The following is a 25,692-nucleotide window of genomic DNA, read 5'->3' on the forward strand; positions in this document are numbered from 1 at the left end:
GTAAAGAAGTTTTGATACTGACTAATTTCTCTCGAAATCAATCGGATCATTTTAATTATGTATAGCTGTACATTACCTGTTTGATTCAAAATATCACTATTTCAAATCGTGCTGTTGTTTCCAATCTTTCAAAGAACTTATCGGTTATTACTAACCGGTAGATGATGTATGAGATCCGATCTCTGTGACTCTTCAGTCAAACATCTTATTTCAATTTCGCAACTTTCGCTTTCCATTTGTTGCCCCGTTGTTGTTGGGGTTGCAAAGGTAATAAACTTTTCATTTCTACCAAATCTTTTTAAAGATTTTTTCAAATTTCTTTTTTTGTTTTCGCTGACCGCAGCGTCACTGCTACCAGTGGTTAGCGGCTATGCAGCCTTCCCAAAAAGTGTGTAGAAATATCGTGTCGAAAAGAGCTTTTGTATGCGTGCTTTCTATCAAAGCGGAGCGCAAAGGTAGGCGGATTTTTAACACTTCCAACTTTTTCGCACAACTATTTTACAACTTTCTCTGTAACCCTTTGTGACAAAGGGTTACAGAAGCAAAATTTTTATAGACGATCGAAGCTAATTGGCTGTAAAAGTCCTTCCGGGTAGTTTACTTTCATCAAAAACAATCCCTGTGGCGGTACGGCGAAGTCGGCATTTGTACAATCCTTACTCTCAATAGCTGCTCTGAACTGATCCATGGAAAGCTTACCACGCCCCACTCTCAGCATGGTACCCACCAGGCCGCGCACCATTCCCCGCAGGAAACGATTACCCGTAACGTTATAGACTATACGCTCCCCATCTTCCCTCCATATAGATTCGGTGATCTTACATATATATGTCTTCACCTGGGTATTGCGTTTTGAAAATGTAGTGAAGTCGCTATACTCTTTAATCACTGCTGCCGCTTCCTGTAACATCCCTATATCTATCTTATAAGGGTAGAAGTATCCCCGATCCCGCATAAAGGGATCTTTACGGGTATATAAGGTATACTCATAAGAGCGACTGAGTGCGGCGAAACGGCTGTTAGCATCTTCCGGTACCTGGTAAATGCCTCTCAACACCAGATCATCCGGCAGTATAGCATTTATCTTATACATAAACTGCGGGTGCAATGGCAATGCGGTATCAAAATGGAGGAAATTCTGCCGGGCATTAACGCCAGCATCTGTTCTGCTGGAACCTGTGCTAACAATGGTATCTCTCAGTAACAAACTCAATGCACGGTCTATTTCTGCCTGCACCGTATGCGAGTTATCCTGTATCTGGAACCCGCTATACTGCGCTCCGTTATATCCCACTTCTATAAAGTACCTGTTCATAATGGGGGCGAAATTAAAGAATTACGAATTACCGATAATGAATTACGGAGTTATAAACAGCTGCCCGAGTGGTACATCTGCCTATAACTCCGTAATTAATAAGGTGATAAATATTACTTATGCAGCATAGCCTTGAACCGGCCCCTGTAATAATCATCGATTAGCAGGGTTTCCAGAGAGCCATATTTTTCTGTATCGTATGTTTTGGAATAAGCGGCATCCAGTAAGCGATAGCGGGTATCATCTGCTGTGAGCAACTGCACCAGCGTTTTTATCTGGGCTGTTTCCAGGCAATAGTTACGCGTTTGCTTCTGAAATACGTCTATCATGCTGTTATCCGTTCTGGCGGCCACAAATTTGCGTAACACTTTACGGAAAGTGGCGTCATCCATGATATTAGCGCAATCTGAATTAACTAAACGGGTATCGCCTTTCTTCCTGGTTACCGGCGCATCAGGTGTTACTTCCGCACCTACTGCTGCTCCTACCGGCGCTCCTGCAGCATCCACGGCTACTTCTGCATCACTGTGCTTTTTCTTCTTTTTACTCTTTACCGGCTCTTCGTCTGTTACCGGACGGGTAGCAGCCACGCCATAACCACTGGAATCTGTGATGATGTTGGGTGGATTCTCCGTATCATCGAACAGCTTACTGCGTTTCTTCTTCTTATGAACAGGCGCTTCTTCCGGCGTAGTTACCGGTACTTCCACCACCACAGGGGCAGCTGTTGCTGCTACTGCAGCACCCGCGGCGACTGGCTGGGATTTATCGTCCTGGAATTCGATGAAGTCAGGATCTCCCTCTCTCGCTTTATGTTTCTTGTGTTTCTTTACAGGTTCTTCTGCAGGGGCAGCTTTGGCTACATCTTCCGTAGCAGCCTCGCTGGCGGCAGTTTTTCCTTCTTCTGCCAGTACATCGCTGAGGATGGCCTTTTCTTCATCCGTAAGTGGTTCCCTATCGTCTTTATGCTTTTTACCTTTGGGCTTCTTCACTTCTGCATCGGCCACTACTGGCTGTTCTGCGGGTGCTACTACTGGCTTGGCTTCCGGTACTGGCTCATTCCGGTCATCTCCCGTCACTACTACTTTATCTAATGCGGAAGAAAACGGATTGGAGGATTTTGCGGGAGTAGATGGTTTGTTAGGCCCGGTTACAACGGCCTTATCAGCGAAAGTTGTTTCCAGGTCTTTCTGCAGATTGCTCATCATTTCCTTCTTAGCTGTGTCCAGCACGGGAACCAGCGTATCTGCCGGCACCAGTGTTTCAGTGGCAGCGGTTGCAGGTGCACCTGCCTCAGACTTAAGCTCACGGAAGGTTTGGAGGTTATAGAGCGCATAACCATTTTCACCGGACTGCTTTAATAAAAAGCCCTGGTCATTCTTTGCCACCTTCAGATAAAACTGCGCTTCGTTGGCTTCATTCTTCGGAAAACCAACCGTAATGGGTATGGTACCGTTGTCCAACTGGGGCAGGATGATATATCCCCGCTCCGTAGAACTCAGTACTTTACCATCGTGTTTTACATAAAATGGTTGCCCTTTCTCGCTCTGAATATATACGTAATGACGCTGTTCCTGCGCCCAAAGACGGCCGCATAATAACAAGCATGCCCAAACGAATATTACTGTCCTGTATTTGAGATGCATACTATAGATTGGTATAAAAAACTGTTCCTGTGCAAATATTATTCCAGCACGATTAACACCTCGCCTTTCTCCACGGCGGTGCGCTCTGCCACTTTAATTTCTTTTACAATCGCGTCTGAAGTGGCTTTAAATACATTCTCCATCTTCATGGCCTCCAGGATCAACACCGGATCGCCTTTATGGATGGCTTGTCCGGGGGTTACCAACACTTTCAGTACCAGTCCCGGCATAGGTGCTTTGATATCGTTCACCTTGCGGGCCATGGCGTCTTTAATACCCATAGACGACAATAACTGGTCGATTGGTTCTTCTATGGCTACTTCAAATTGCTGTTGATTTACCTGTAGTACCACTGTTTTGGTGTCCCGGTCGATCCGTAACACCTGTGCCTGATAGCTATGCCCATCCATTATGATACTGTAATCGCCGGAAGGCAGTGTTGCTGCGGACCAATCTACCTCCTGGTTATCGCAGGTAAGCTTTGTGTCTTGATTCACGGCAAATGTAGATTTGCCATTCACTATTGCTTTGATCATAATACTGTTTTACAAGCCTGTAACGGTAACAAAAATAGCATTTTTAACCACTTACCTCATATTTGGCCCATTTGTTTAAATTTGGCTCTTTTTAATATCGCAAGCCGATACATTTGTTTAAAACCGCATTATACATGAATCTACATCTGAAGCAATCCCTGATGGGGATGCTCATCGGAGGAATTGCTGGTCTGGGAATGAGTAATTCCCTGATGGCCCAATCCGACAAAGCTGCCCAGGAAGACCCCGCGTTAAAAATTTACCGTGCAGCTGCCACTAAAGTAAATGATTTGGTGCACACCAAACTGGACGTACGTTTTGACTATGCCAAGCGTTATCTCTATGGTAAGGCCTGGATTACCCTGAAACCACACTTCTACGCTACTGACTCCCTCACACTCGATGCCAAAGGGATGGACATTAAAGAAGTAGCTATTGTAAAAGCCGGCAAAAATACCCCGCTGAAATACAGCTACGACAGCCTTCAATTACATATTGCGCTCGATAAACAATACAAGTCTACCGAATCTTACATCATTTATATCAGCTATACGGCTAAACCCGATGAGCTGAAAGTAAAAGGCAGTGCGGCTATCTCCGATGCCAAGGGCTTATATTTCATTAACCCCGACGGTAAAGATCCTAATAAACCTATCCAGATATGGACACAGGGCGAAACAGAAGGTTCTTCCTGCTGGTTTCCTACTATCGATAAAACCAACCAGAAATGCACAGAAGAAATTAGCATGACGGTGGAAAAGAAATATGTAACCCTCTCCAATGGTAAGCTGGTAAGCCAGAAAAGCAATGCTGATGGCACCCGTACCGATACCTGGAAGATGGATCTCCCCCACTCTCCTTACCTTTTCATGATGGCCGTAGGCGACTATGCCATTGTAAAAGACACCTGGCGTGGTAAAGAGGTAAACTACTATGTAGAAAAAGCCTACGAGAAATATGCAAAGAACATTTTCGGCAATACCCCGGAAATGCTCACCTTCTACTCTAAAATACTGGGTTACGACTATCCATGGGTAAAATATTCACAGATTACCGGCCGTGACTACGTATCCGGCGCCATGGAAAACACCACCGCCACCCTGCACGGTGAATTCATGCAGAAAACAGATCGTGAACTGCTGGATAACAACAATTACAACGAAAGCGTAATTGCCCACGAATTGTTCCACCACTGGTTTGGCGACCTGGCTACTGCTGAGTCCTGGAGCAACCTCACCGTGAATGAATCTTTCGCTGATTACAGCGAATACCTCTGGTTAGAGCATAAATACGGTAAAGACGCGGCAGACGAGCACAATTACGAAGCTATGCAATCGTACATGTCGATGGTGCAATACTCCGGAGATAAAGACCTGGTGCGTTTCCACTATCGCGACAGAGAAGATATGTTTGATCAGATCACTTATCAGAAAGGTGGCCGCATATTGAACATGTTGCGCAATGCCGTAGGCGATTCTGCCTTCTTCAAATCGCTGAATGTCTACCTGAAAACCAACGCTTTCAAGGCTACCGAAGCGCATCAGCTGCGCCTGGCATTTGAAGAAGTAACTGGTCGTGATATGAACTGGTTCTTTAACGAATGGTATTTCGGCAAAGGCTTCCCTCAGCTGGATATCAGCTATAAGTATAACGAAAACGCCAAAACCGTTACCGTTGTCTTACAACAGATACAGAAAGAAGCTAAAGTATGGCAAATCCCGATGGCCATTGATATTTATGAAGGTGGAAAAGTTATCAGACATAACATTTTCATGGAAAACAGGGTGGATTCCTTCACCTACGGCTACACTACCCGCCCGGATCTCGTGAATGTAGATGCAGATAAAGTAGTATTAGCTAAAGTAGATGACCACCGTGCCTTCAGCACTTATGCCTATCAATATGCACACGCACCTAACTACATGGATCGTCGTATAGCCATTGACGAAGCTGCAGATGCACAGGCTACCAATCCTGAAGCGGTGAAACTGCTGCAACTGGCGCTGAAAGATAAATACCATGGCTTAAGAGTATATACTATTGGTAAGCTGAGCATGGCTAACAGTGCGGTGAAAGCCGTTGCCCTGCCTATTTTACAGGAACTGGCCAAAGGAGATCCAAGCTCGCTGGTACGTGCCGCCGCTATACAACAGCTGGGTGAGCTGAAAGATGCACAGTATGCTTCCTTATTTGAAGCTGCCACCAAAGATAAATCCTATGCTGTAGAAGCAGCTGGTCTGGAAGGCCTGGCTGCACTGGATCTGGATAAGGCTTATGCGATTGCGAAGCAACTGGAAGGTGATACCAAAGGCAAACTGGTGAATGCTATTGCTGGTGTGTATGCGCGTAAAGGTAATGCTGCCGATGTGAATTTTGTAGCCACCAAGTTTGATGAAACCAGCGGCCAGGACAAGCTGAACGCAGCATTTGATTACCTGGGCTTCCTTTCTAAAATAAACAGCACCCCTGCAGTGACCAAAGGCGTGGATCAGGTGAAAGCCATGACTGCGCAATTTAACAACTCACAGGTAAGCACTTATATCAGCAACTGGATGCAGGAAATCAGCAAAAGCAAATCTCAGGAAGCAACCGCTGTTACTGGTACTAACCGGGATGAACTATTGAAACAGGCTGATTACATGCGTAAAGCATCTGAAGAAATCAAGAAGTCTATTAAAGAATAGTTTGTTTTAGGGAGATGATTTTCCCGGGGATATTTTAAAGAGATGAGCAAAAATGGATGCGAATAATACATCTGTTTTTGCTCATCTCTTTTATATTACTTCTACCAATGCCTTAATAGCAGGGTCCCAACGCCAGGGTGTGCCTTCCAGTCGCACACCACCCAACCAACGATGTGCCTGGGAGACATAGTCCAGGTAATTTTCTTCTTCTTCCAATATCTCCTTTCCTAAACTGGTAATCTTCAACATCTGGTCTTCCTCCTCTATCACGCCGGCGCGCACCATCCGGTGTATGAGAATATCCAGCTGAAAGTTACCGAAGCCATATATTTCCAGCTCATCCCAAAACAGCATATAGAGATCGTACCAGCGATAGCTGCCTAATGCCAGTCGTAGCAGAAAATACTGTTCAATCGTACTCAGTCCGGTATTTACATCGGGGAATCGTTGCAGATGGGCTATAATGGCTGCTGGCAGGAAAGTAAGATTTCCGGGAGATAGTTTACTGATAGTTTCCAGCACCTGCGGCGTACGAAGGCACCAGGCATCCCATACGTCGGCTGCCCAAGTGAGATCGGCGGGCTGCAGGCGTATGCGTTGTTCAAATACTTTAGGGAGTTCCTGTGGTAATGCGTGATGGGGCAGATTGGCAATACTAATAGGAGGATGAGATGGGAGTTGACTGGCGATGTAATGCAGGATAAACAGCATATTTATCTGACAAAACAGGTCATATTCAAACCAGAGGATGATTTCATCAGCAGAGGAGCCGGAGAGATCTAACTTCTCCAGCTCCTGTACAACATTAGTATAATAGGTTTGTTTGTCGATTCCGTAATGATATTCCAGGTGTTTGGCGCGGCTGGCGAAGAATTCAGTCAGGTCTTTGGTATACTTTACCTTTCCTTCGCACATCATTTCTCTGCATATCACCACTTCTCCCGGCACCTCACTTTGCCGGAACAAGGTAAGGGTTGCATCTCCGTTTAACACATGTACGTATGACATAAAATAGTTTTCAACTATTACCAGCTACCACTGGCGCCGCCGCCACCGCCGGAACCTCCACCGAAGCCGCCGAAGCCGCCTCCTCCACCGCCTCCGGACCAACCGCCGCCACTGCTGCCGCTGCCGAAGCCGCTCATACCGCCTAATACCGGCCATATCCAACCGCCACGTCTGTTGTAAGTGGTACCACCACCGCCGCCACCACCGCCGCCACCGCGACTAATCAGCGAAGCCACAATCACTATGATCATGATGATGATGAAAATTCCTCCCGGACTTATACCTGGCTTACTTTTTCTTGGGTCTGCCTGGTATTCGCCGGCTGCTGCTTTTGTGATGGCATCCACGGCGCCGTCGAGACCTTCATAATAACGGCCCTCCCGGAAGTTGGGCTTAATAATATTGTTGATGATATCATTGGCAATGGCATCCGGCACGGCACCTTCCATGCCATAGCCCGTTTCTATTCGTATCTTCCTGTCTTCAACTGAAACAAGAATAAGTATTCCATTGTTCTTGCCTTTGGTACCAATTCCCCAGTCACGTAATATTTTTAACGACACCTCGCTGATATCGTAGTCGCCGATAGATTTCAGCGTAACGATGGCAATTTGGGTGGAAGTGCTATCGAAATAAGCCACCACTTTATGCTCCAGGGCATCGTCTTCGTTCTTCAACAATACGCCGGCAAAATCATTTACTAAAGTTGGAGGATTAGGCCGGGGCGGAATGTTCTGGGCTTTCGCCAGCAGACCCGCCATCATTAACAATCCAGGTAAAATCCAGCGTAATATCCTCATTGTTTCTAAGGTAAAATCGTTTAAAAAGAGTGGCCGCTATTTACCGAACACGATATCATCCGGTAGCTCATTTACGTCGCTGCCGGCTTCATGGGGGAAGAATGTGCGGAGAGAAGTGCCTATTTCTTCAATGCAAGCTTCTATTCCTTCTATGATGCGATTATCCTGGAAGTGGTCAATCAGCATTCCTGCTTCTTTCACCCAGAAGTCGTCACCTACTTTCTCATGAATACCCTGATCGCCGAGAATGGCGAACTGACGGTCTTTGATGGCCACATATACCAACACGCCATTGCGTAGTTTCGTTTTGCCCATTTCCAGGGAAACAAAGGCTTCCTTGGCTCTGTCCATGGGATTTACATAAGCGCAACGACTTTCAACAAATAACCTGATTTCTCCGGATGTTAATCGTTCTGCTACCCGGATAGCCTGCACTAGTCTGTTCTTCTCCGTTTCCGAAAAAATCTCTTTTCTTTTAAAGGGGAAAATGCGCATGCCTATAATATTTTTAAAAATTCCGGTTCTCTGGCGCCGGGATAAATTTGCAGAGAAAGTAGCTCTCTCTGCGTTTCTATCTCCCGCAACAAAAAACCGGAAATACGAAAGTGGTTATATTAGAATTTTACCTGTGGTGCATTTTCAGCGCCAGCAGTTGCTTCGAAGTAACCTTTAGCTTTGAAACCAGTAATACCGGCTACAATGTTGTTCGGGAACGTACGTACGGCACTGTTATAACCATTTACTGCTTCGTTGAAGTCGTTTCTGGCAACGTTGATGCGGTTCTCGGTACCTTCCAGCTGCGCTTGCAGGTTCTGGAAGTTAGCATTTGCTTTCAGGTCGGGATAATTTTCAGACACAGCGAGTAAACGGCCCAATGCCTGGCTCAGTTGACCTTGTGCAGCCTGGTATTGTTGAATTTTTTCAGGGCTCAGGTCATTTACGTCTACTTTAATCTGGGTAGCGCTGGCGCGAGCCTGGATTACTTTTTCCAGTGTTTCAGTTTCGAAATTAGCAGCACCTTTTACGGTAGCCACCAGGTTAGGAATCAGGTCAGCGCGGCGTTGATAGCTACTCTGTACCACACCCCATTTATTCTTCACGGCTTCATCTTTAGTCACAAGGCCGTTGTACTTACCACAACCCAACATGGCTAACAAAGCGACTACTACAATTACAATAATTCCTGTTTTCATCTGAATTAAATTTAAGTTTTAGGTGCCGGCAATGATGCAAAACGTATTCCTGTTTTGAGGCTTGCCGGTATACGTAATGTTTTTACCGGTGAATGCTATAAAAAAAGCGGTAAACGCACGCTTTTGATAACTACACGAAAATATGGAAACTCCCCCACTAAATCGCTATTGGATAAGGAAACGGCTATTTTTCAAAAAAGTTCATTCATCCTTGAAATATTCGTCATAAAACAGTATGTTTATATGTACCTTTGCAGTGAAGAAAACGTTGAACGTTTTACTATATGATTTTAAGGTGAATGGGGCAGAATGGATAACAACATCGACATTGATAGTCACATTGTTTCTAACTCATTTATTATCAATAATTTGGAACTAAGTCTGCTAAATGAGTGCACAACACATCCATATACTCTATATTGATGATGAAATCCACAACCTGAATGCCTTTAAAGCTTCTTTCAGACGGTTGTACAATGTAGTTACCGCCGGTTCAGCTGAAGACGCAGAAAAGCTCCTGGCAGAACAGGAATTTCACATCATTATCTCGGATCAGCGTATGCCCAAAACTACCGGGATAGAGTTTTTTGAATCAATATTGGAAAAGTACCCCGAACCTATACGTATGCTACTCACCGGCTATGCCGACATCAACGCAGTAGTAGACGCCATCAACAAAGGACAGGTATATAAGTATTTCTCCAAACCCTGGAATGAAGAAGAATTAAAGCATAACATCGACAAGGCTTATGAGGTATATGCGCTTCGCAAGGAAAATAAAGAACTGACTGCCAAACTGTTGGATGTAAACCAGAAACTGGAATTCCTGGTACGACAGAAGCTGATTTCCTGATATCTTAAGGGTGAACAATGTAATATCGCAGGTGCTTACCATGCGTACTATCCGCTATGCGCCGGATTTTGCGCTTAGCCACTCATCAAAATCCCCCCATCTGCAATTTCTAAATGTTGTTTTTCCTTTAACTTGCACCACATTGTACACTTAATCATACCTGAAACATGCAAGTTTGGAAAGATTACCAGGCAGAGAATAAAGATCGTTTCCTGGAGGAATTATTAGAGCTGTTGCGCATTCCATCAGTGAGTGCAGACTCCCGTTTTAATGGAGATACACAACGCTGTGCAGAAGCTGTAAAAGTACGCCTGCAGGAAGCTGGCGCCGATAATGTTGAAGTGTGTCAGACAGCAGGTCACCCGATTGTTTACGGAGAAAAAATCATAGACCCTTCTTTACCCACCGTACTCGTATACGGCCACTACGATGTACAACCCGCAGATCCGCTGGAACTGTGGCATAGCGGTCCGTTTGAGCCAGTTATCAAAGACGGTAACATATACGCCCGCGGCAGCGCAGACGATAAAGGCCAGTTTTACATGCACGTAAAGGCATTTGAAACGATGAACAAAACCAACACCATTCCCTGCAATATCAAATTTATGATTGAAGGAGAAGAAGAAGTTGGTTCCGCAAACCTGGGCATCTTCCTGAAAGAAAATAAAGAACGCCTGAAAGCAGACGTAGTACTGATTTCAGACACCTCTATGATCAGCCTCGAAAACCCGTCAATCGACACTGGCTTACGTGGTCTGGCTTACATGGAAGTAGAAGTAACCGGCCCTAACCGCGACCTGCACAGTGGTGTATACGGTGGCGCTGTGGCTAACCCGGCTACCATCCTCGCTAAAATGATCGCCTCCCTGCACGATGAAAATAACCACATCACCGTTCCCGGCTTCTACGATAAAGTACAGGAACTGAGTGCAGATGAAAGAGAAGCATTAAACGCTGCTCCATTCGACGAGGAAGAATATAAAGCAGATCTCGGCATCGCAGATGTTTGGGGCGAAAAAGGCTACTCCACCATCGAAAGAACTGGTATCCGTCCTACTTTGGAAGTAAACGGTATCTGGGGGGGCTACACCGGCGAAGGTTCTAAAACCGTTCTGCCATCCAAAGCATTCGCTAAAATATCTATGCGCCTCGTTCCTAACCAGGACTGGCACGAAATATCCGACCTGTTCACTAAACACTTTGAAGCCATTGCGCCTAAGAGCGTGAAAGTGAAAGTAACCAAGCACCATGGTGGCAGCCCATATGTAACACCTACCGACTCTGTTGCATTTAAAGCCGCTCACGACGCCATCAACGCTACTTTCGGTAAAGCACCTATTCCTGTTCGCGGTGGCGGTAGCATTCCTATCGTAGCACTGTTTGAAAAGGAACTGGGACTGAAAACAGTACTGATGGGCTTTGGTCTGGATAGCGATAACCTGCACTCTCCCAACGAGAAATACGGTTTAGCGAACTACTATAAAGGCATTGAAACCATTCCTTATTTCCACAAGTTCTTTGCGGAAATGAGCAAATAAAATAGCTGTTAGCCTTTAGCTATCTGTTGATAGCTAAAGGCTACATTTAAAAGCTTTCTTATGAGCACTACTGAAAAAGTACGCGTAGATAAATATCTCTGGTCTATCCGGGTGTTCAAAACCCGTAGCCAGGCTTCTGATGCCTGCGATGGCGGTAAAGTAAAAATGAACGGCTCTTCTGTAAAAGCCGCTAAACCTGTGTCTGTAGGCGATAAATTTGAAATCAGAAGCGAAGCCCGGAAATGGGTGATTGAAGTGGTAGGCCTGATATCCAATAGGGTAGCCTATAGCGAGGCTATTAAGTACTATATTGATACTACCCCCGATGAGGATAAATTAGCACCGGCGTTTGTACCGTCTGTATTCCAGACTGGTAAGCGTCAGAGCAAGATTGGCCGTCCAACGAAGAAGGATCGGAGAAGTATTGAAGGATTTATGGAGGGGGAAGAAGAGTAAAAAAATAAATGTTAACCCCAAAACGGAGGACGCTTGTCTTCTGATTTATTATTCATTAGCATATGATTTTGCTTTTTTAGAGCCTGTCTTTTAAGTCCTGTTGCACTTCCCAGGCGAGATCTTTAATCTTTTCCATTTCGGCAATGCTGAGCGTTTTAGCGCTACCTACAGCACGCATTTTTTTGTAGAACGTACTTTCACTCCATCCACATTCTTCACAAACTTTTTCACGGAATTTAATGGCACTACAGGCGAAGCCTTCGAAGAGTGAGCGGAGATGGCTGTTGGTGTGGGGTTTGGTTGTTTGCATGGTTATATGGTTATGGTTAAACGAAGTCTAAATTCAATAGCAGTAATAATGACTGCTTTTCTTTTATTATGAGTCAAAGATAATTCTTTTTACAACACTGTGTGTTTATTCGCACACATATTTTCTATTCATTTTGTCCATATTCGATTTGAATATGGATATCAATAAACAAGACGCATTAATATCGTTTGGTAATAAGCTACGCCAGTTGCGGGAGCAAAAAGGCTGGAGCTTGCGCCAGATGGCAACTAATTGCAGTATTGATTTTTCCAATTTAGGTCAAATGGAAAAGGGCAGAGTAGACGTGAGATTCTCTACGATTATTGAACTAGCCAAAGTATTAGAGGTTACTCCTTGTGAGTTATTTGAATGTTAGAAACGGTAATTTATAAAACTCATAAATTAATAATAAATAATATACTTCCCCCTCCCAAACCACATTCCCCCTTTTTTCTACAATTTCTCACTTTTGCGTAGTAATTTTGCCACCTCAATCTTAAACTAAGGATTATCAATGCCTAAACAAAGCGATGTACTTACTGCGGATTTCCTCGTGAAAGTAGCAGAAGAATTTGGTACCCCGGTATATATATACCATGCAGAAAAGATTAAAACTCAGTATGAAAAGCTGCAAAAGGCCTTTCATAAGTCGGACACCCGCTTTTTCTACGCCTGTAAGGCATTGACCAATATCAACATCCTGAAGTACATCAATTCTATTGGTTGCGGACTGGATACCGTATCCATTCAGGAAGTACAATTGGGCCTGAAAGCCGGATTTGATCCTAAAAATATCATCTTTACCCCTAACTGTGTGGACCTGCAGGAAATCATTGCAGCCAAAGACCTGGGGGTAATCATCAATATCGACAACCTCTCCATCCTGGAGCAGTTTGGTAATAAGTTTGGCGGCAGCTACCCGATCTGCATCCGTCTGAATCCGCATATTATGGCGGGTGGTAACTTCAAAATCTCCACCGGACATATTGATAGTAAATTTGGTATTTCTATTCACCAGATGCGCCATATTGAACGTATCATCAACTCTACCAAGTTGAAAGTAACCGGCCTGCACATGCATACCGGCTCTGAAATCAAGGATGTAGACGTATTCCTGCGTGGTGTGGAAGTGATGTTTGAGATGGTACAGCATTTCCCTGACCTGGAATCTATTGACCTGGGCAGCGGCTTTAAAGTAGCTTATCAACAAGGCGATCCGGAAACCGATATTGAACTGCTGGGTAAAAAACTGAGCGAAGCGTTTAACAACTTCGCGAAATCATATGTACGCCCGCTGCAGCTGTGGTTTGAACCAGGAAAGTTCCTGGTAAGCCAGAGTGGCTACTTTGTAGTAAAAGCGAATGTGATCAAACAAACTACCGCTAACGTATTCGTAGGCGTGAACTCAGGCTTCAACCACCTGATCAGACCTATGTTCTACGAGGCATTCCACCTGATCCGTAATATTTCCAATCCTAAGGGCACTGAGCGCATTTATACCGTAGTAGGTAATATTTGTGAAACAGATACCTTCGGATGGGACAGGAAAATAAATGAGGTAAGAGAAGGTGACTACCTGGTGTTTTATAACGCCGGCGCCTATGGTTTTGAAATGTCTTCCAACTTTAACTCCCGTTTGAAACCAGCGGAAGTACTGGTAAAAGAAGGCAAACCGCACCTGATCCGTAAACGCGATACGATAGACGATCTGCTGAGAAACCAGATCGAATTGCAATAAGTGATAGACTGGGATGCAGGTATTTGATTTTCAGGGAGATAGATCCCAATAACCAATACCTGCATTCCCACTGCTATTAATCATACAATATTTCCCCTACCTTTGCGTCTACAATAGTATACTTCCTCTTCTGTTATTCCTGCACTGATTTTACTGTAAATTGTAACACGACATTTTATTACCTGGCACATAAAACTGATGGCCTTTGGATATAATTATACGTAGATATGAAAGTATTAACTGCACACCCCGGTATATTTAACGATGATAAGGTAATTGAGTCCAACATATCATTCGTCCCCTTCCTGAATTATTTAAAGGAAAAGGTGAAGAATGCCGAAGAAGTTCGTTCCTCCTTCTATAAACTGATCATAGATAAATTTGAAAGTAACCCGGAAACACTGAAGCCTATCCCTCCGGATAGTGACCTCACTAAATATAAAGAATACCTGGACCTGCTGATATCAGCTATCTTCCCGGTTACTACAGATTCCGAGAAAGATATTTACGGCATCGGCGTACCTTTTAAATTCGCTATCTTCTATTATTCAGACCTCTTCAAACAACTCTTTACAGAGAATGGACAAGAGCTCACCGCCGTTCCGGATGGTATTTCCCTGGCACAGGTGAAAAAGGATAAGTTGACCTGGCTCTATAAACTGATCCTGGAGAAAGTATATCATTTCCCCATGACCTACAAAAACGAAATCATCCACACGGTAGAAACACCCGATGGAGGAAAGCGTTATGTAAAAGTGAATATAGACCCAAGGTTTGTAGATGTAAAAGTAAATGGGCAACTGCCACCACTGGACTATGGCCAGTTTTGCTCTAAACAGATTACGGAAGAGTCATTACAACAGATATTACCAACGAATATGTTTTCGCTGGAAGGCTTCGTGATATGGACCGTGAAAGATGTTACCCAATCTGAAACGCTCAATAATATCAAAAGTCTGGTGATGAATATGCGCACCAGCAATGAGGTGGACAGCTATCGTACCCTGGAGAAAATGATCCCTACCATTTTGGGTATTCCGGACGTAACCGCTCACCTGGTGCCTTTCCCCAAAGTGAATGGGAAGAATGTACTGGAAGAACAATTCTCTAATACAGATCCCATCCTTGGTGTAGGCAACAAAAAAACACAGCAGCTTTTCTTTACGGCCATGCTGGAACATTTGCAGCAATACCCGGTACCATTGATCATCCCCGATGTCAATGATACTACGATTGCACCATATAGTTTCCTCAAGTACCTGCCACTAAAGAACATTAAAAGCTTCCTGGTATTTCCCATCACCCATAAAAAAGAAATACTAGGGGTACTGGAACTGGCATCTTCTACCGTAAATAGATTGTCTACAGATCCATTGTGGAAGCTGCAAAATACCTATCCCCTGCTGGTACTGATGCTCAACCGAAGCATGAACATCCTGGAAAGCCGGCTGAATGAAGTCATCAAAGATCAGTTCACGGCATTGCAGCCTTCGGTAGAATGGAAATTTGTGGATGCTGCCTGGGACTACCTGCTGACACCCGTAGAAGAAAGAAAAGATATAGAGAATATCAGCTTCGATGAAGTATATCCACTTTACGGCGCTATAGATATCCGCAACTCTTCTATACAACAAGGCAACGCCATCCGGGAAGATTTGCAGGAACAACTGGAATTGATCCGCGATACCCTGGAAACCATCGGCAACACCATACACCTTCCTTTGCTCGAAGAGCTGTTGTTTAAAACAGAAGACCTGCTCAACAACCTCAGTGATAACCTGCAAGCAGGCCAGGATCTGAAAGTAAACGAGTTCATGGAGCAGGAAATACAGCCGGTACTGGAACACCTCTGTGATGGCAACGATGCTTTGAAGCCTTTACTGACCAACTATTTCGCCAAAATAGACAAGTCGGAAGGACATGTATATCATCACCGCAGAGAGTACGAAGAGAGTCTGGCCAAAATCAATACAGCGATTAGTCAGTACCTGGAGAAAGAGCGCCAATACATCCAACACTCTTTCCCTTGCTACTTTGAAAAGTATCGCACTGACGGTGTAGAATATACGATTTACATTGGTCAGTCTATTGCACAGGAGAAGAAATTTGATCAGCTGTATCTCCGCAACCTGCGTCTGTGGCAGCTTTCTTCTATGGCCCATATTGCGCGGCTTACGCATAAAATGGGTCCTAAATTGAGAGTTCCGCTGCAAACCACGCAGATGATCCTGATGCATAGCGCACCTATCACGATCAGTTTCCGCAGCGATGAACGCCGCTTTGATGTGGAAGGCGCTTACAATGTGCGTTATGAGATCATCAAAAAACGTATCGACAAAGTGCACATAAAAGATACCGGCGAACGGTTGACCCAACCGGGCACCATTGCCATGGTATATTCTTATGTGAGAGAAATGGAAGAGTTGAAGAAATATATCACCTTCCTGCAAAGCAAAAAGATATTGCTGCCTGAAATTGAAATGCTCGACCTGGAAGAATTACAAGGTGTGAGCGGGTTAAAAGCCCTTCGGGTAAAGGTAAACCTGGAGCAGGAAATAAACTGATTTTTATTTTTTGATTAAAAAAGAAGGGAGGCTATCTGCAGATAGCCTCCCTTCTTTTTTAAATAGACTTGCTAGAACTTAAATCCAAACGTTACATACGGCACAGTTTCTTCTCTGGAATGCCCTACCACTGCGGTGATAATAAGTGCATTGATAGGCGCAATGAACACTCCCCCGCCATAGCCATCATGCCATACATGCGATGTTTCATTTTCTCTCCACACACGGCCAACATCATTGAAGGCGATTAGGCCAACACCGGCAGGCAATATATATGTTTTCAGGTCAAATAATTTCAGCCTGATTTCTGTGTTGTTGTATACGCTGGCATCGCCGGCGAAGCGATAGTTGCGATATCCACGCAGGTTCTGCACACCACCTACGGTGAGTGCCTGGAAGTATTCATAGTTACCCCATAACTTACCACCACCAAAGCGGCTCACAATCACGAAGTTTGCCGGTATCCGGAAACTCATGTAGATACTCAGATCGGATTGTAATTGTGTGGTATTATAACTGGCGCCATTTAATCCAAAATTACCGGAGTAGGTGGTTGTCCATAAGATACCTCTGGTAGGAATGATCTTATTATTCCGGGTATCGATGGTGGCCATAATTTTACCACCCGCATATGATTTGTTGCTATAAATACTGGCGGAGTCGAGTCCGTTGTCTTTAAAGTTGGTAATAAAGCGGTTGTCGTTTTCTCCTTTGTTGATGGCGTAGTTATTGAATGTGGGTCCGTAAGCAATGCTCAGGTGATTGCTGAATGACGTTTTCAGCAAGGCTTCCGCTGTATAAAAATTATATCTCGCACGATAATAGGTGATGTTCTTCGTCGATTTATCAAACACGGTTTCGTTACCGAAGCCGAAGAAGTTGATGGTATTGTTCGGCGCTTTTGCTCTGGCAAACAGCAACAGGTCTGATTTACCGACGACATCGGTCAGTTCGCCTTCGTAACGGAAGTTCCACGCACGGGTAGCTAACGCATGTGTAGCGGTGAATAAGTGCTTAGCGGAAAAAGGTTCTTTCCGGAAAGCGTGACGGGTAACGGATAAGCCCAGGCCTAATAACAAACCATCATCGCGGTTGTAGCCACCAGCCAGCAGCGGCATCGTTTTTTCATATTGAAATGCACTGCGATTGTACTTAATATTCTCCGGATCATCCGACAAGCGACGTTGCTCATTACGCGAAAGTGCAAAAGTATCTTTACCACTGCGTTGATCGTATATGCGTATGCGTTTGCCCGCCTTTACGGTGGTGCTATCGATATAAGTATCTTCATCTTTTCCACCGATGAGACGTATCCGGATAGGTGTAGCATGATCACCTTTTATTTCGAAGCGGTCGTTGCCGCCCATGCCATATACATTCAGCTCTTTGGTAACAGCAGGATCGAAGGTGCGGGAATAGAAATTTTGTTGGATGGCGCCTTTCTTACTGATCTTATACATATTCAGCGCGACCTCTCCCCCTTTCAGCTTTTCAACGGTGATCAGTTCATTCTTTTCCGTAGCGGGAACGTCTACACCTTTGGCGAGGAAACGATAATACTTCATCGTGTTTTTCTCCAGGATATCACGGCGTACTTTCAGGCGGTGCAGCATCATGGGGCCAACCAATGAGCGGATGGTATCCGGGAAGGCGTTTACCGCTGCTTCGATCACGCTATCGGTCATACGTTTCAGCAGGCGATCCGTTTGTTTCTTCCAGTCTTTCTCATCCATTTCGTTGAGGAAGGAGCGGTCGAAATAGCGGGTGCTGAAGTTGAAGCCATTGATATCGGGGATGTAATCGCGGAAGCCTTGCACACCGGGCAGCAGCCAGGGACGGGAGGCCGCGCGAGGGATGAGTCCTTCATTGATAAAGAACGCCTGGTCTCTGTCGCGGGGTACTGGATAATAGTAGTCCTGTCCTTTATGCGATTCTTTGTACCAGCGCCATTGGTCGTCGTGGCGGTCAAAGTCCATAATGTACATATCAAATAAACGCGCCCGGAGCACTGCTTTCTGATCTATATGTACATCATTATCACCGAATATTTTTGCGAGTACTTTCGGGGTATTGTAAGTTTTACCATTCTTACCGGTCATTGGTTCTCTTTCTTCAAAGAGATATACTTCATTGCCGAAATCCTTTACTAATGCGCCTAGTGAGGTGTCGGCCGGGAGGTATACGAAGGTAGGATTGGTATGTGGTACGCCGGCAGCTTCTGCTAATACACTTACTGCCAGTGGCGCATAGGGGTTGGCGGCGGAGATCTGATCCTGTACTACATCTCTGGCAATGGTTTCTCTTAACATCTCAGGCATGGCTGCCAATGGAAATTTCTTCAGCGAGCGCATGGCCCATTCGGTGCCCGTGCTGTCTTCCAGACGAAGGGAACGGGTTTGCTTACCGCCTCCCCGTTGTAAAATTTTCAGTCCTCCTTTAGCAGTCTGCAGGTTTAATACCGGGAAGTTTAAAGGAGTGCCCCATACTTTGCGGTAGTTCTCTCCCAATAAAAACCGATGAAAGCTGCCTACCCGGTTATAATGCGTATCAGCAGCTGCGGATATAAAAGGCGGCAGCTGCGCAGGCGACGTATACGTCATGGCTTCCTGCTTAATATCCTGCAGGCGGAAAAGATTGTCGCTGAAAACGGGCGCTGCACCGTTGTCTGCATAATAAAACTGCGTACGTACAGTACCATCAGATAACAGCTCAATGGTACTGAAACCATTGGAAGTAGAAGCAAACAGGGATTTCGATCCTTGTTTCACCCGGTTATTTTTGGCACCGCTACCACTCACGATATAGGCATTCGATTTATCTTTTATCAGCTGTAATGTATGATCATGGCCGGATACAAAAACTACCGGCCCATGCGGCTTCAGCGCGTCTTCCACCCCTTTCACCATTTCCTGGTACTTCGGATTAGGCAAATCTTCTGGTGTTCCGAATACGCCACGGGCAAGCGGATAAATAGATCCTATTACCGGCAAGGGTACGTACAGAGAAGGTTTCAGGTCTGTTAACGGGAAAATATGTTGCTTGATGGTATAATAGCCCCCGTGAATACCATAGCTGCGGAACGGGTGATGCGTAGCAAAAATGATCAGTTTATTGCGATTCAATGCTACTATTTCAGATAACTTCGTCAGTATTTCATCTTTGTCCTTACAGTCGCAGGACGACTCTATGCCTGGCTTTTGATAAGGGAACACCCACCACTCGCTATCCATGATGATGAGCGTAATCTGATCTGAGATCTTCACTTCTATAGGACCGGGGCAACCTTCTTTCGGCTCAAACTGCACATTACCCAGGTTTTGTGAGTCAACGTACTGTTGTTGGTTGCGGATAATGTTCCAGCCATCGGGCTTGCTTTTATCCCAGTCGTGGTTACCGGGGATGATATAGCCCTGCGATTGGGTACCTCTTACCAGGTTGATCTGGTAGTCCAGGATTTCTTTGGCCATGGGGAATTTGGGACTACTGGAATCAGGTAACCCTCTGGGATATACGTTATCGCCCAGGAACAAGATGGTGTTCTTATCTTCCTGTAAATTAAAAGTTTTGCGAACAGCGTCTATTACCGGATTTTGACCATTACTGTGTAATTCTCCGGCATCTCCGATGAGGATAATACGCTTCACCACCGCAGGCGTTTGGGCGTATCCGACGTAGTGGCCGAAAATAAGCAATGCTATAAAGATGATGGCTGATCTGATCATTTGGACTTGTAGGTAAATTTGAGAATATTGGCCGCGCCATCATATCCTCCTTCGTTAGAAATATACATATCGCCGTTAGGTGCAAAATCAATCCCTTCCGGCTGCAAAAATAACCGATGTTTTAAATTGTAGACTTCCTGCACATGACCCTGTAAGTCGCAAATCACCAACAAACCATTCACAGACGCCACGATATACAGCCTTTTTTCAATCGGATGGATGGCGGCAGCAGATGGCTTAAAGAACCGCATATCCGAACCTACTAATTTGGCAATTTCCCGATTGTCGAAACGATAAATGGCAGTAGTATCAAATGTTTTGGAAGCCAGATCGAAACGATAGGCGCTGGTCATCCCTACCTTTTTATCATCTTCACAATTCTTACAGACCATGACGATACTGTTTTTTACGCTATCGTAATAAGTGGTTTCAAATTCCTTCTTACCTGTTTTGGGTAATTTGTAATGATCTGAGGAAACGCTGTCGGTGAACAGGCCATGCACATGATACAGGGAGCCGCTGCTTTTCAGCACAAACCAACCACTATCGGTATGACAAATATCTTCATAGTCGCCGTTCTTAGCGAATTTATAATACGGATACGGCTTGGTGGTGGCCACGTCTACTTCATAAACCCGGCCTTCCTCGTCGTTAATGGCCATGATTCTATGTTCATCCGGAAACAATACGATACCGGAAATTTCCTGCATGGACTCCCGCAGACGATAACGTACCGGCTCCTTTAAATCATAACCTGCTGGTGACGCATATACTTTTTGTTCCTTGTCGCTGTAAGCATTACATGACAGGAGGAAGAGAAGAAAGATTAACCCGATCCGGACATCCATAGTGTAACTTTATAGCATAAATTTAACTCAAAAATGCAGTAACTTAGGTTACAATTGCGATTTGTATACGCGAAATGGTGAACTGGTCGTTATATGCACACTGAAAAGCAGGACACATAGATCGCTTTTCACCATTCCTTATTTTAATTTTCATCTTCCATATGCAAAACAATGTTATCATAGATGCAGCCAGGGATTACGTACTAGCCCAGTATCAGCAACATCCCAATCCTAACCTGGTATATCACAATCTCGTTCATACGCAACATGTAGTGCAGATGGCTGCCCAGATTGCCGCCCACTACCGTTTGCAGGACGATGAACTACTGGCGGTATACGTTGCTGCCTGGTTCCATGATGCCGGCTATTTGCTGGGAGAGGGAAAAGTACATGAAGAAAATGGCGCCAAAGAAGCCCTGCAGTTTTTACAGCAACAACAGGTACCGGAAAATGTTCAGACTATGGTACAGGGAGCCATCATGGCTACCAAAATGCCACAGTCGCCACATACCCTGATAGAACAAATCGTTTGTGATGCGGATCTGTCACACCTCGGCTCCAAAGAGTTTCCCGACCGCAACAAATTACTCCGGCAGGAACTGGAACTGACCTATCAAATGGAAATACCCGGCATTAAATGGCTGACCAATAACATCGCCTTCTTAACAGCTCATCATTACTGGACTGATTACGCCCAAACCCTGTTCAAGCAACAAAAAGACGAGAACCTGGCCAAGCTGCAGAAGAAGCTGGAAAAGAAATCTGCTGAAATGACGGAAGAAACTACCGATAACGCGGATACCGCACCTGCGTCTGGAGCTGCCACCACCGTGAAAGAAAAGGTAAAGAAAAAGAAGGCGAAAGAACAAAAGCCAGAGCGCGGCGTGGAAACCATGTTCCGTACTACTTCCACCAACCACATCCGACTCAGTTCCATGGCCGATAGCAAGGCACATATCATGATTTCCGTGAACTCCATTATCATTTCTGTGATATTGAGCGTATTGGTAAGAAGACTGGAAGATTATCCCAACATGATCATCCCTTCTATCATCTTCCTGACCACCGCGGTATTAACCGTGATATTCTCCGTATTGGCTACCCGCCCCAATGTGACCAGCGGTGTATTTACTAAAACGGATATTGAAAAGAAAGATGCCAATCTGTTGTTCTTCGGTAACTTTTATAAAATGCACCTGGAAGAATACCAATGGGGCATGAAGCAGATGATGAATGACGCGGATTTCCTTTACAGCAGCATGACCCGCGACATTTATTTCCTCGGCGTAGTATTGGGACATAAATACAAACTGCTGCGCATTTCCTATAATATTTTCATGTTTGGTTTGATCATTTCTGTACTCGCATTTTTGATTGCTGCCATTTTCTTCCCGGTAAAAGCATAATAACTCATGGGCGTTCCTTTCTATAACCGCGACCTTAGTTGGTTATCTTTTAACTACCGGGTATTGCTGATGGCCGCAGACCAACAGGTACCACTATACGAAAGAATTAAATTTCTGTCTATTTTCTCTTCTAACCTGGATGAGTTTTTCCGGGTAAGAATGCCGGCAGTATTAGCGATCAACAAAGTATTGGAAAATGATCCGGCAGCAGGTGAAAATGAATCTATCAGCACCAATACCCTAACGGAAGTACTGGGAGAAATAAACCGGCAACAGCAGGAATATGGACAAATATTTACCGGCAGTGTGCTGCCGGCATTATTATCTCAGGGAGTACAACTGTACTATAACCAGCCTTTGCTGGAAGCACATCATGCATTTACCCAAAACTATTTCCTGAGCACTATTCTGGCTTATCTGCAGCCCGTATGGCTGACCGGTAAACCGAAGAAGAAGTTATTTCTCGAAAACAATGCGCTGTACCTGGCGGTAACGCTGGTACCTAAAAGCAATCCGGCTGTACAGGAATATGTGGTGGTAAATATTCCGGAATCACTGCCCCGGTTTTTACAGCTCCCTTCGCTGGAAGGCAGGCAATATATCGCGTTCCTGGATGATGTAATCCGCACACACCTTGACTATCTTTTCCCGGAATATAATGTAGAAGCCTGCTACAGCGTGAAACTCACACGCAACGCCGACATTGACATGGATGAAGTGAAAGGCGACATCCTGGAAGAAGTAGAAACGTTGATCCGTAAACGTGAGTTAGGCGTACCTACCCGTTTCCTTTATGACGCACGCACGCCTCTCCCACTGCTCCACTTCCTTGCCCAACAATTTGAGGTGCAGGATGATGAACTGGTACAGGGCGGACGCTATCATAACCTGAAAGACTTATCCAGTCTGCCGGAGCCTCCGGGATTAACCCATGCGGACTATCCAAAAGTGATTCCCGCTGAAAATAAAACAGCCGCCACCACAGATCGCCTGCTGGACCTGGTATTACAACGGGATCTGCTGGTACATCTTCCCTATCAGCGTTACGATTATATTCTGCGCTTTTTCAGCGAAGCCGCCACTGATCCGGATGTAGCAGAGATTTACGTGACCCTGTACCGGATCGCTTCCGGCTCCCAGATAGCACAGGCGCTGATCAGCGCCGCTAAAAACGGGAAAAAGGTAACGGTGTTTGTAGAGCTCAAAGCCCGCTTTGATGAAGCCAATAACATCCGCTGGGCAAAGCGGATGAAAGATGCTGGTGTAAAGCTGATTTATAGTATCCCCGGCATGAAGGTGCACGCCAAAACTGCGCTGGTAAAGCGTAATCGCGGTTACCAATGGGACTATTGCGGCTTAATTGCTACGGGCAACTTTAATGAAAGCACCGCGCGTTTTTATACAGATCATGTATTATTTACCAGCCATATAGGTATTACCCGGGAGATGGAATTGCTGTTCCTCTACCTCCAAAGCAGGGAACAACCAGCCGCCTATCAATTTTTGCAGTTCCAACATTTGCTGGTAGCGCAATTTAACATGACCACGCGCTTTACCGCATTGATAGACCGCGAAATAAAACATGCCCGGGAAGGAAAACCAGCACATATTATCATCAAGATAAATAACCTGCAGGAAAGAGGGATGATCAACAAGCTGTATGAAGCCAGCCTGGCGGGTGTACAAATAGATCTCCTGGTACGCAGTATTAATTGCCTGGTGCCGGATATTCCGGAAAGCCGGCATATCCGCATTATCCGCATCGTAGACCGTTACCTGGAACATGCCCGCGTATTCATCTTCCATAATAATAATCAGGAAGAAGTATACATGGGCTCTGCCGATTGGATGAACCGTAACCTGCATCGCCGCATAGAAGTATGTGTACCGGTGTACGCACCTGCCCTGCAACAGCAGCTGAAAGATATTGTGGGCCTGCAAGTCAGTGACCCGCATACCGCCCAGCAAGCCATTCAAACGTATGTGCAAAATATAATGTAAATTAGATATCCTGATATAATCGATTTTTATGAAGAAGTATGTTTTGTTGTTGCTATTGAGTTTCGCCTTTGCGATTCCTGCTACCCAGGCACAAACCCACGACCTGGAACACATTTATAATCCAACCGCCGACGCCAAAGCTGATATTGCCGCCGCTCAAAAACAAGCTGCCAAAGAAAACAAACATGTGTTATTGCAAATAGGTGGTAACTGGTGCATCTGGTGCAAAAGACTGTATAAGTTTATTGAAGATGACGCGGAGCTGAAAGCTACCATGAACAATAATTACGTGGTATATCACCTGAACTACAGCAAGGAAAACAAAAATCTGCCGATACTAAAAGAACTGGGATTCCCGCAGCGGTTTGGGTTCCCGGTACTGGTAATACTGGATGCCAAAGGCAACCGCTTACATACCCAGAACTCCGGCTTACTGGAATCTGCGGATTCCTACGATAAGAAAAAAGTAGACGAGTTTCTGAAACAATGGTCACCATCAGCATTACAGCCTTCCCACTATATTAACGAATAACATCGTCATGGATAACGGCGCTACCACTTTTAACGCGGATGCGGTACAAGCTTTTCAAAAGTTTGCACTGCATCCGTTTAAGTTTTCGGCCTACCTGTTTTGGAAACTTCCGGCAGCCTGGCTGGCCGGTGTACGGGTACAATCACTGGAAACCAATACCTGTGTTACTTCCGTGCCTTTCCGCTGGTTGTCTCAAAATCCTTTCCGGTCTACTTACTTTGCGTGTTTGTCGATGGCCGCAGAACTCAGCACTGGCCTGCCTGCCATGATGTATGTCCAAAGCGCCCCGCGGCGTGTATCCATGCTCGTTACCGGTATGGAATCCACGTTCGTAAAAAAAGCGACCGGCCTTACCCGGTTTACCTGTTCAGAACTACCACTGCTGAGAGCCGCACTGGAAAGAGCGCTGAACAATAATGCATCTGAAACCGTTACGCTCCATAGCGAAGGACGAGACAAAGACGGCATACTAATTGCCTCTTTCGCCATCACCTGGTCATTTAAAAGCAAATCGTAAAATGGTGAATCCTTTCACCCTAAAA

Annotated in this window: 21 protein-coding genes; 11 read left to right on the forward strand and 10 right to left on the reverse strand. The window is 45.1% G+C overall.

Features of this window, described 5'->3' with window-relative positions; translation table 11 throughout:
* Window positions 1-550 precede the first annotated feature (550 nt).
* From truA to AC1DFM_RS30465, 3 genes are all read right to left on the reverse strand, one after another.
* On the reverse strand, window positions 551-1,315 hold the full coding sequence (gene truA / locus AC1DFM_RS30455; protein WP_477080563.1) for a tRNA pseudouridine(38-40) synthase TruA: 765 nt from the start codon (window positions 1,313-1,315) through the stop codon (window positions 551-553).
* Between the two features lie 113 nt (window positions 1,316-1,428).
* A complete protein-coding gene (locus AC1DFM_RS30460) occupies window positions 1,429-2,961 on the reverse strand; it encodes a DUF4476 domain-containing protein (RefSeq protein ID WP_477080564.1) in 1,533 nt (510 codons plus the stop codon).
* A gap of 38 nt (window positions 2,962-2,999) precedes the next feature.
* Window positions 3,000-3,497, reverse strand: a complete 498-nt coding sequence (locus AC1DFM_RS30465) for a biotin/lipoyl-containing protein (protein ID WP_477080565.1) — start codon at window positions 3,495-3,497, stop codon at window positions 3,000-3,002.
* A gap of 134 nt (window positions 3,498-3,631) precedes the next feature.
* Here AC1DFM_RS30465 and AC1DFM_RS30470 point away from each other — a divergent pair, with 134 nt between their 5' ends.
* Window positions 3,632-6,181 (forward strand): M1 family aminopeptidase, encoded by a 2,550-nt coding sequence (locus AC1DFM_RS30470; protein WP_477080566.1) that lies wholly within the window; start codon window positions 3,632-3,634, stop codon window positions 6,179-6,181.
* Between the two features lie 90 nt (window positions 6,182-6,271).
* Here the strand turns inward: AC1DFM_RS30470 and AC1DFM_RS30475 are convergent, their stop codons facing one another.
* The 4 genes from AC1DFM_RS30475 to AC1DFM_RS30490 all read right to left on the reverse strand — a co-directional run bounded on the left by AC1DFM_RS30475 (window position 6,272) and on the right by AC1DFM_RS30490 (window position 9,182).
* On the reverse strand, window positions 6,272-7,189 hold the full coding sequence (locus AC1DFM_RS30475) for a hypothetical protein (protein ID WP_477080567.1): 918 nt from the start codon (window positions 7,187-7,189) through the stop codon (window positions 6,272-6,274).
* A gap of 17 nt (window positions 7,190-7,206) precedes the next feature.
* Window positions 7,207-7,989, reverse strand: a complete 783-nt coding sequence (locus AC1DFM_RS30480; protein ID WP_477080568.1) for a TPM domain-containing protein — start codon at window positions 7,987-7,989, stop codon at window positions 7,207-7,209.
* A gap of 36 nt (window positions 7,990-8,025) precedes the next feature.
* Window positions 8,026-8,484: a TPM domain-containing protein gene (locus tag AC1DFM_RS30485; protein ID WP_477080569.1), complete on the reverse strand. Its 459-nt coding sequence runs from the start codon at window positions 8,482-8,484 to the stop codon at window positions 8,026-8,028.
* Window positions 8,485-8,603: 119 nt separating this feature from the next.
* Window positions 8,604-9,182 (reverse strand): LemA family protein, encoded by a 579-nt coding sequence (locus tag AC1DFM_RS30490; RefSeq protein WP_477080570.1) that lies wholly within the window; start codon window positions 9,180-9,182, stop codon window positions 8,604-8,606.
* Window positions 9,183-9,570: 388 nt separating this feature from the next.
* Between AC1DFM_RS30490 and AC1DFM_RS30495 the strand changes: the two genes are divergently transcribed.
* The 3 genes from AC1DFM_RS30495 to AC1DFM_RS30505 all read left to right on the forward strand — a co-directional run bounded on the left by AC1DFM_RS30495 (window position 9,571) and on the right by AC1DFM_RS30505 (window position 12,029).
* The gene (locus tag AC1DFM_RS30495; protein ID WP_477080571.1) at window positions 9,571-10,035 is read left to right on the forward strand and encodes a response regulator; all 465 of its coding nucleotides are present in this window, start codon (window positions 9,571-9,573) and stop codon (window positions 10,033-10,035) included.
* 167 nt (window positions 10,036-10,202) lie between these two features.
* Window positions 10,203-11,573 (forward strand): dipeptidase, encoded by a 1,371-nt coding sequence (locus tag AC1DFM_RS30500; protein WP_477080572.1) that lies wholly within the window; start codon window positions 10,203-10,205, stop codon window positions 11,571-11,573.
* Between the two features lie 60 nt (window positions 11,574-11,633).
* Window positions 11,634-12,029, forward strand: a complete 396-nt coding sequence (locus tag AC1DFM_RS30505) for an RNA-binding S4 domain-containing protein (protein WP_477080573.1) — start codon at window positions 11,634-11,636, stop codon at window positions 12,027-12,029.
* A 76-nt stretch (window positions 12,030-12,105) separates the two neighbouring features.
* Here the strand turns inward: AC1DFM_RS30505 and AC1DFM_RS30510 are convergent, their stop codons facing one another.
* Window positions 12,106-12,339, reverse strand: coding sequence for a hypothetical protein (locus AC1DFM_RS30510; RefSeq protein ID WP_477080574.1), 234 nt, complete (start codon window positions 12,337-12,339; stop codon window positions 12,106-12,108).
* 154 nt (window positions 12,340-12,493) lie between these two features.
* Between AC1DFM_RS30510 and AC1DFM_RS30515 the strand changes: the two genes are divergently transcribed.
* The 3 genes from AC1DFM_RS30515 to AC1DFM_RS30525 all read left to right on the forward strand — a co-directional run bounded on the left by AC1DFM_RS30515 (window position 12,494) and on the right by AC1DFM_RS30525 (window position 16,641).
* Entirely contained in the window at window positions 12,494-12,715 is a 222-nt protein-coding gene (locus tag AC1DFM_RS30515) for a helix-turn-helix domain-containing protein (protein ID WP_477080575.1), read from the forward strand.
* 138 nt (window positions 12,716-12,853) lie between these two features.
* The gene (gene lysA / locus AC1DFM_RS30520; protein ID WP_477080576.1) at window positions 12,854-14,077 is read left to right on the forward strand and encodes a diaminopimelate decarboxylase; all 1,224 of its coding nucleotides are present in this window, start codon (window positions 12,854-12,856) and stop codon (window positions 14,075-14,077) included.
* Between the two features lie 227 nt (window positions 14,078-14,304).
* Entirely contained in the window at window positions 14,305-16,641 is a 2,337-nt protein-coding gene (locus AC1DFM_RS30525) for a hypothetical protein (RefSeq protein WP_477080577.1), read from the forward strand.
* A 71-nt stretch (window positions 16,642-16,712) separates the two neighbouring features.
* On the opposite strand, the gene AC1DFM_RS30530 is transcribed toward AC1DFM_RS30525, so the two are convergent.
* A complete protein-coding gene (locus tag AC1DFM_RS30530; RefSeq protein WP_477080578.1) occupies window positions 16,713-20,363 on the reverse strand; it encodes a BamA/TamA family outer membrane protein in 3,651 nt (1,216 codons plus the stop codon).
* Entirely contained in the window at window positions 20,360-21,211 is an 852-nt protein-coding gene (locus AC1DFM_RS30535; RefSeq protein ID WP_477080579.1) for a hypothetical protein, read from the reverse strand. Before AC1DFM_RS30535 ends, AC1DFM_RS30530 begins: the two co-directional genes overlap by 4 nt.
* Window positions 21,212-21,372: 161 nt before the next feature.
* Here AC1DFM_RS30535 and AC1DFM_RS30540 point away from each other — a divergent pair, with 161 nt between their 5' ends.
* The 4 genes from AC1DFM_RS30540 to AC1DFM_RS30555 are packed head-to-tail and all read left to right on the forward strand — an operon-like array spanning window position 21,373 to window position 25,667.
* A complete protein-coding gene (locus AC1DFM_RS30540; protein ID WP_477080580.1) occupies window positions 21,373-22,617 on the forward strand; it encodes a Pycsar system effector family protein in 1,245 nt (414 codons plus the stop codon).
* 6 nt (window positions 22,618-22,623) lie between these two features.
* Window positions 22,624-24,618: a polyphosphate kinase 1 gene (ppk1, locus tag AC1DFM_RS30545; RefSeq protein WP_477080581.1), complete on the forward strand. Its 1,995-nt coding sequence runs from the start codon at window positions 22,624-22,626 to the stop codon at window positions 24,616-24,618.
* A gap of 28 nt (window positions 24,619-24,646) precedes the next feature.
* The gene (locus AC1DFM_RS30550) at window positions 24,647-25,150 is read left to right on the forward strand and encodes a thioredoxin family protein (RefSeq protein ID WP_477080582.1); all 504 of its coding nucleotides are present in this window, start codon (window positions 24,647-24,649) and stop codon (window positions 25,148-25,150) included.
* Window positions 25,151-25,157: 7 nt separating this feature from the next.
* On the forward strand, window positions 25,158-25,667 hold the full coding sequence (locus tag AC1DFM_RS30555) for a DUF4442 domain-containing protein (RefSeq protein WP_477080583.1): 510 nt from the start codon (window positions 25,158-25,160) through the stop codon (window positions 25,665-25,667).
* Window positions 25,668-25,692: the final 25 nt, after the last annotated feature.

It is taken from the genome of Chitinophaga sp. 05T412 (genome assembly GCF_056396465.1).

Bases quoted from the DNA above. Each gene is read 5' to 3' on its own strand.
- truA (WP_477080563.1), bottom strand. From the start codon at position 1,315: ATGAACAGGTACTTTATAGAAGTGGGATATAACGGAGCGCAGTATAGC.
- AC1DFM_RS30460 (WP_477080564.1), bottom strand. From the start codon at position 2,961: ATGCATCTCAAATACAGGACAGTAATATTCGTTTGGGCATGCTTGTTA.
- AC1DFM_RS30465 (WP_477080565.1), bottom strand. From the start codon at position 3,497: ATGATCAAAGCAATAGTGAATGGCAAATCTACATTTGCCGTGAATCAA.
- AC1DFM_RS30470 (WP_477080566.1), top strand. From the start codon at position 3,632: ATGAATCTACATCTGAAGCAATCCCTGATGGGGATGCTCATCGGAGGA.
- AC1DFM_RS30475 (WP_477080567.1), bottom strand. From the start codon at position 7,189: ATGTCATACGTACATGTGTTAAACGGAGATGCAACCCTTACCTTGTTC.
- AC1DFM_RS30480 (WP_477080568.1), bottom strand. From the start codon at position 7,989: ATGAGGATATTACGCTGGATTTTACCTGGATTGTTAATGATGGCGGGT.
- AC1DFM_RS30485 (WP_477080569.1), bottom strand. From the start codon at position 8,484: ATGCGCATTTTCCCCTTTAAAAGAAAAGAGATTTTTTCGGAAACGGAG.
- AC1DFM_RS30490 (WP_477080570.1), bottom strand. From the start codon at position 9,182: ATGAAAACAGGAATTATTGTAATTGTAGTAGTCGCTTTGTTAGCCATG.
- AC1DFM_RS30495 (WP_477080571.1), top strand. From the start codon at position 9,571: ATGAGTGCACAACACATCCATATACTCTATATTGATGATGAAATCCAC.
- AC1DFM_RS30500 (WP_477080572.1), top strand. From the start codon at position 10,203: ATGCAAGTTTGGAAAGATTACCAGGCAGAGAATAAAGATCGTTTCCTG.
- AC1DFM_RS30505 (WP_477080573.1), top strand. From the start codon at position 11,634: ATGAGCACTACTGAAAAAGTACGCGTAGATAAATATCTCTGGTCTATC.
- AC1DFM_RS30510 (WP_477080574.1), bottom strand. From the start codon at position 12,339: ATGCAAACAACCAAACCCCACACCAACAGCCATCTCCGCTCACTCTTC.
- AC1DFM_RS30515 (WP_477080575.1), top strand. From the start codon at position 12,494: ATGGATATCAATAAACAAGACGCATTAATATCGTTTGGTAATAAGCTA.
- lysA (WP_477080576.1), top strand. From the start codon at position 12,854: ATGCCTAAACAAAGCGATGTACTTACTGCGGATTTCCTCGTGAAAGTA.
- AC1DFM_RS30525 (WP_477080577.1), top strand. From the start codon at position 14,305: ATGAAAGTATTAACTGCACACCCCGGTATATTTAACGATGATAAGGTA.
- AC1DFM_RS30530 (WP_477080578.1), bottom strand. From the start codon at position 20,363: ATGATCAGATCAGCCATCATCTTTATAGCATTGCTTATTTTCGGCCAC.
- AC1DFM_RS30535 (WP_477080579.1), bottom strand. From the start codon at position 21,211: ATGGATGTCCGGATCGGGTTAATCTTTCTTCTCTTCCTCCTGTCATGT.
- AC1DFM_RS30540 (WP_477080580.1), top strand. From the start codon at position 21,373: ATGCAAAACAATGTTATCATAGATGCAGCCAGGGATTACGTACTAGCC.
- ppk1 (WP_477080581.1), top strand. From the start codon at position 22,624: ATGGGCGTTCCTTTCTATAACCGCGACCTTAGTTGGTTATCTTTTAAC.
- AC1DFM_RS30550 (WP_477080582.1), top strand. From the start codon at position 24,647: ATGAAGAAGTATGTTTTGTTGTTGCTATTGAGTTTCGCCTTTGCGATT.
- AC1DFM_RS30555 (WP_477080583.1), top strand. From the start codon at position 25,158: ATGGATAACGGCGCTACCACTTTTAACGCGGATGCGGTACAAGCTTTT.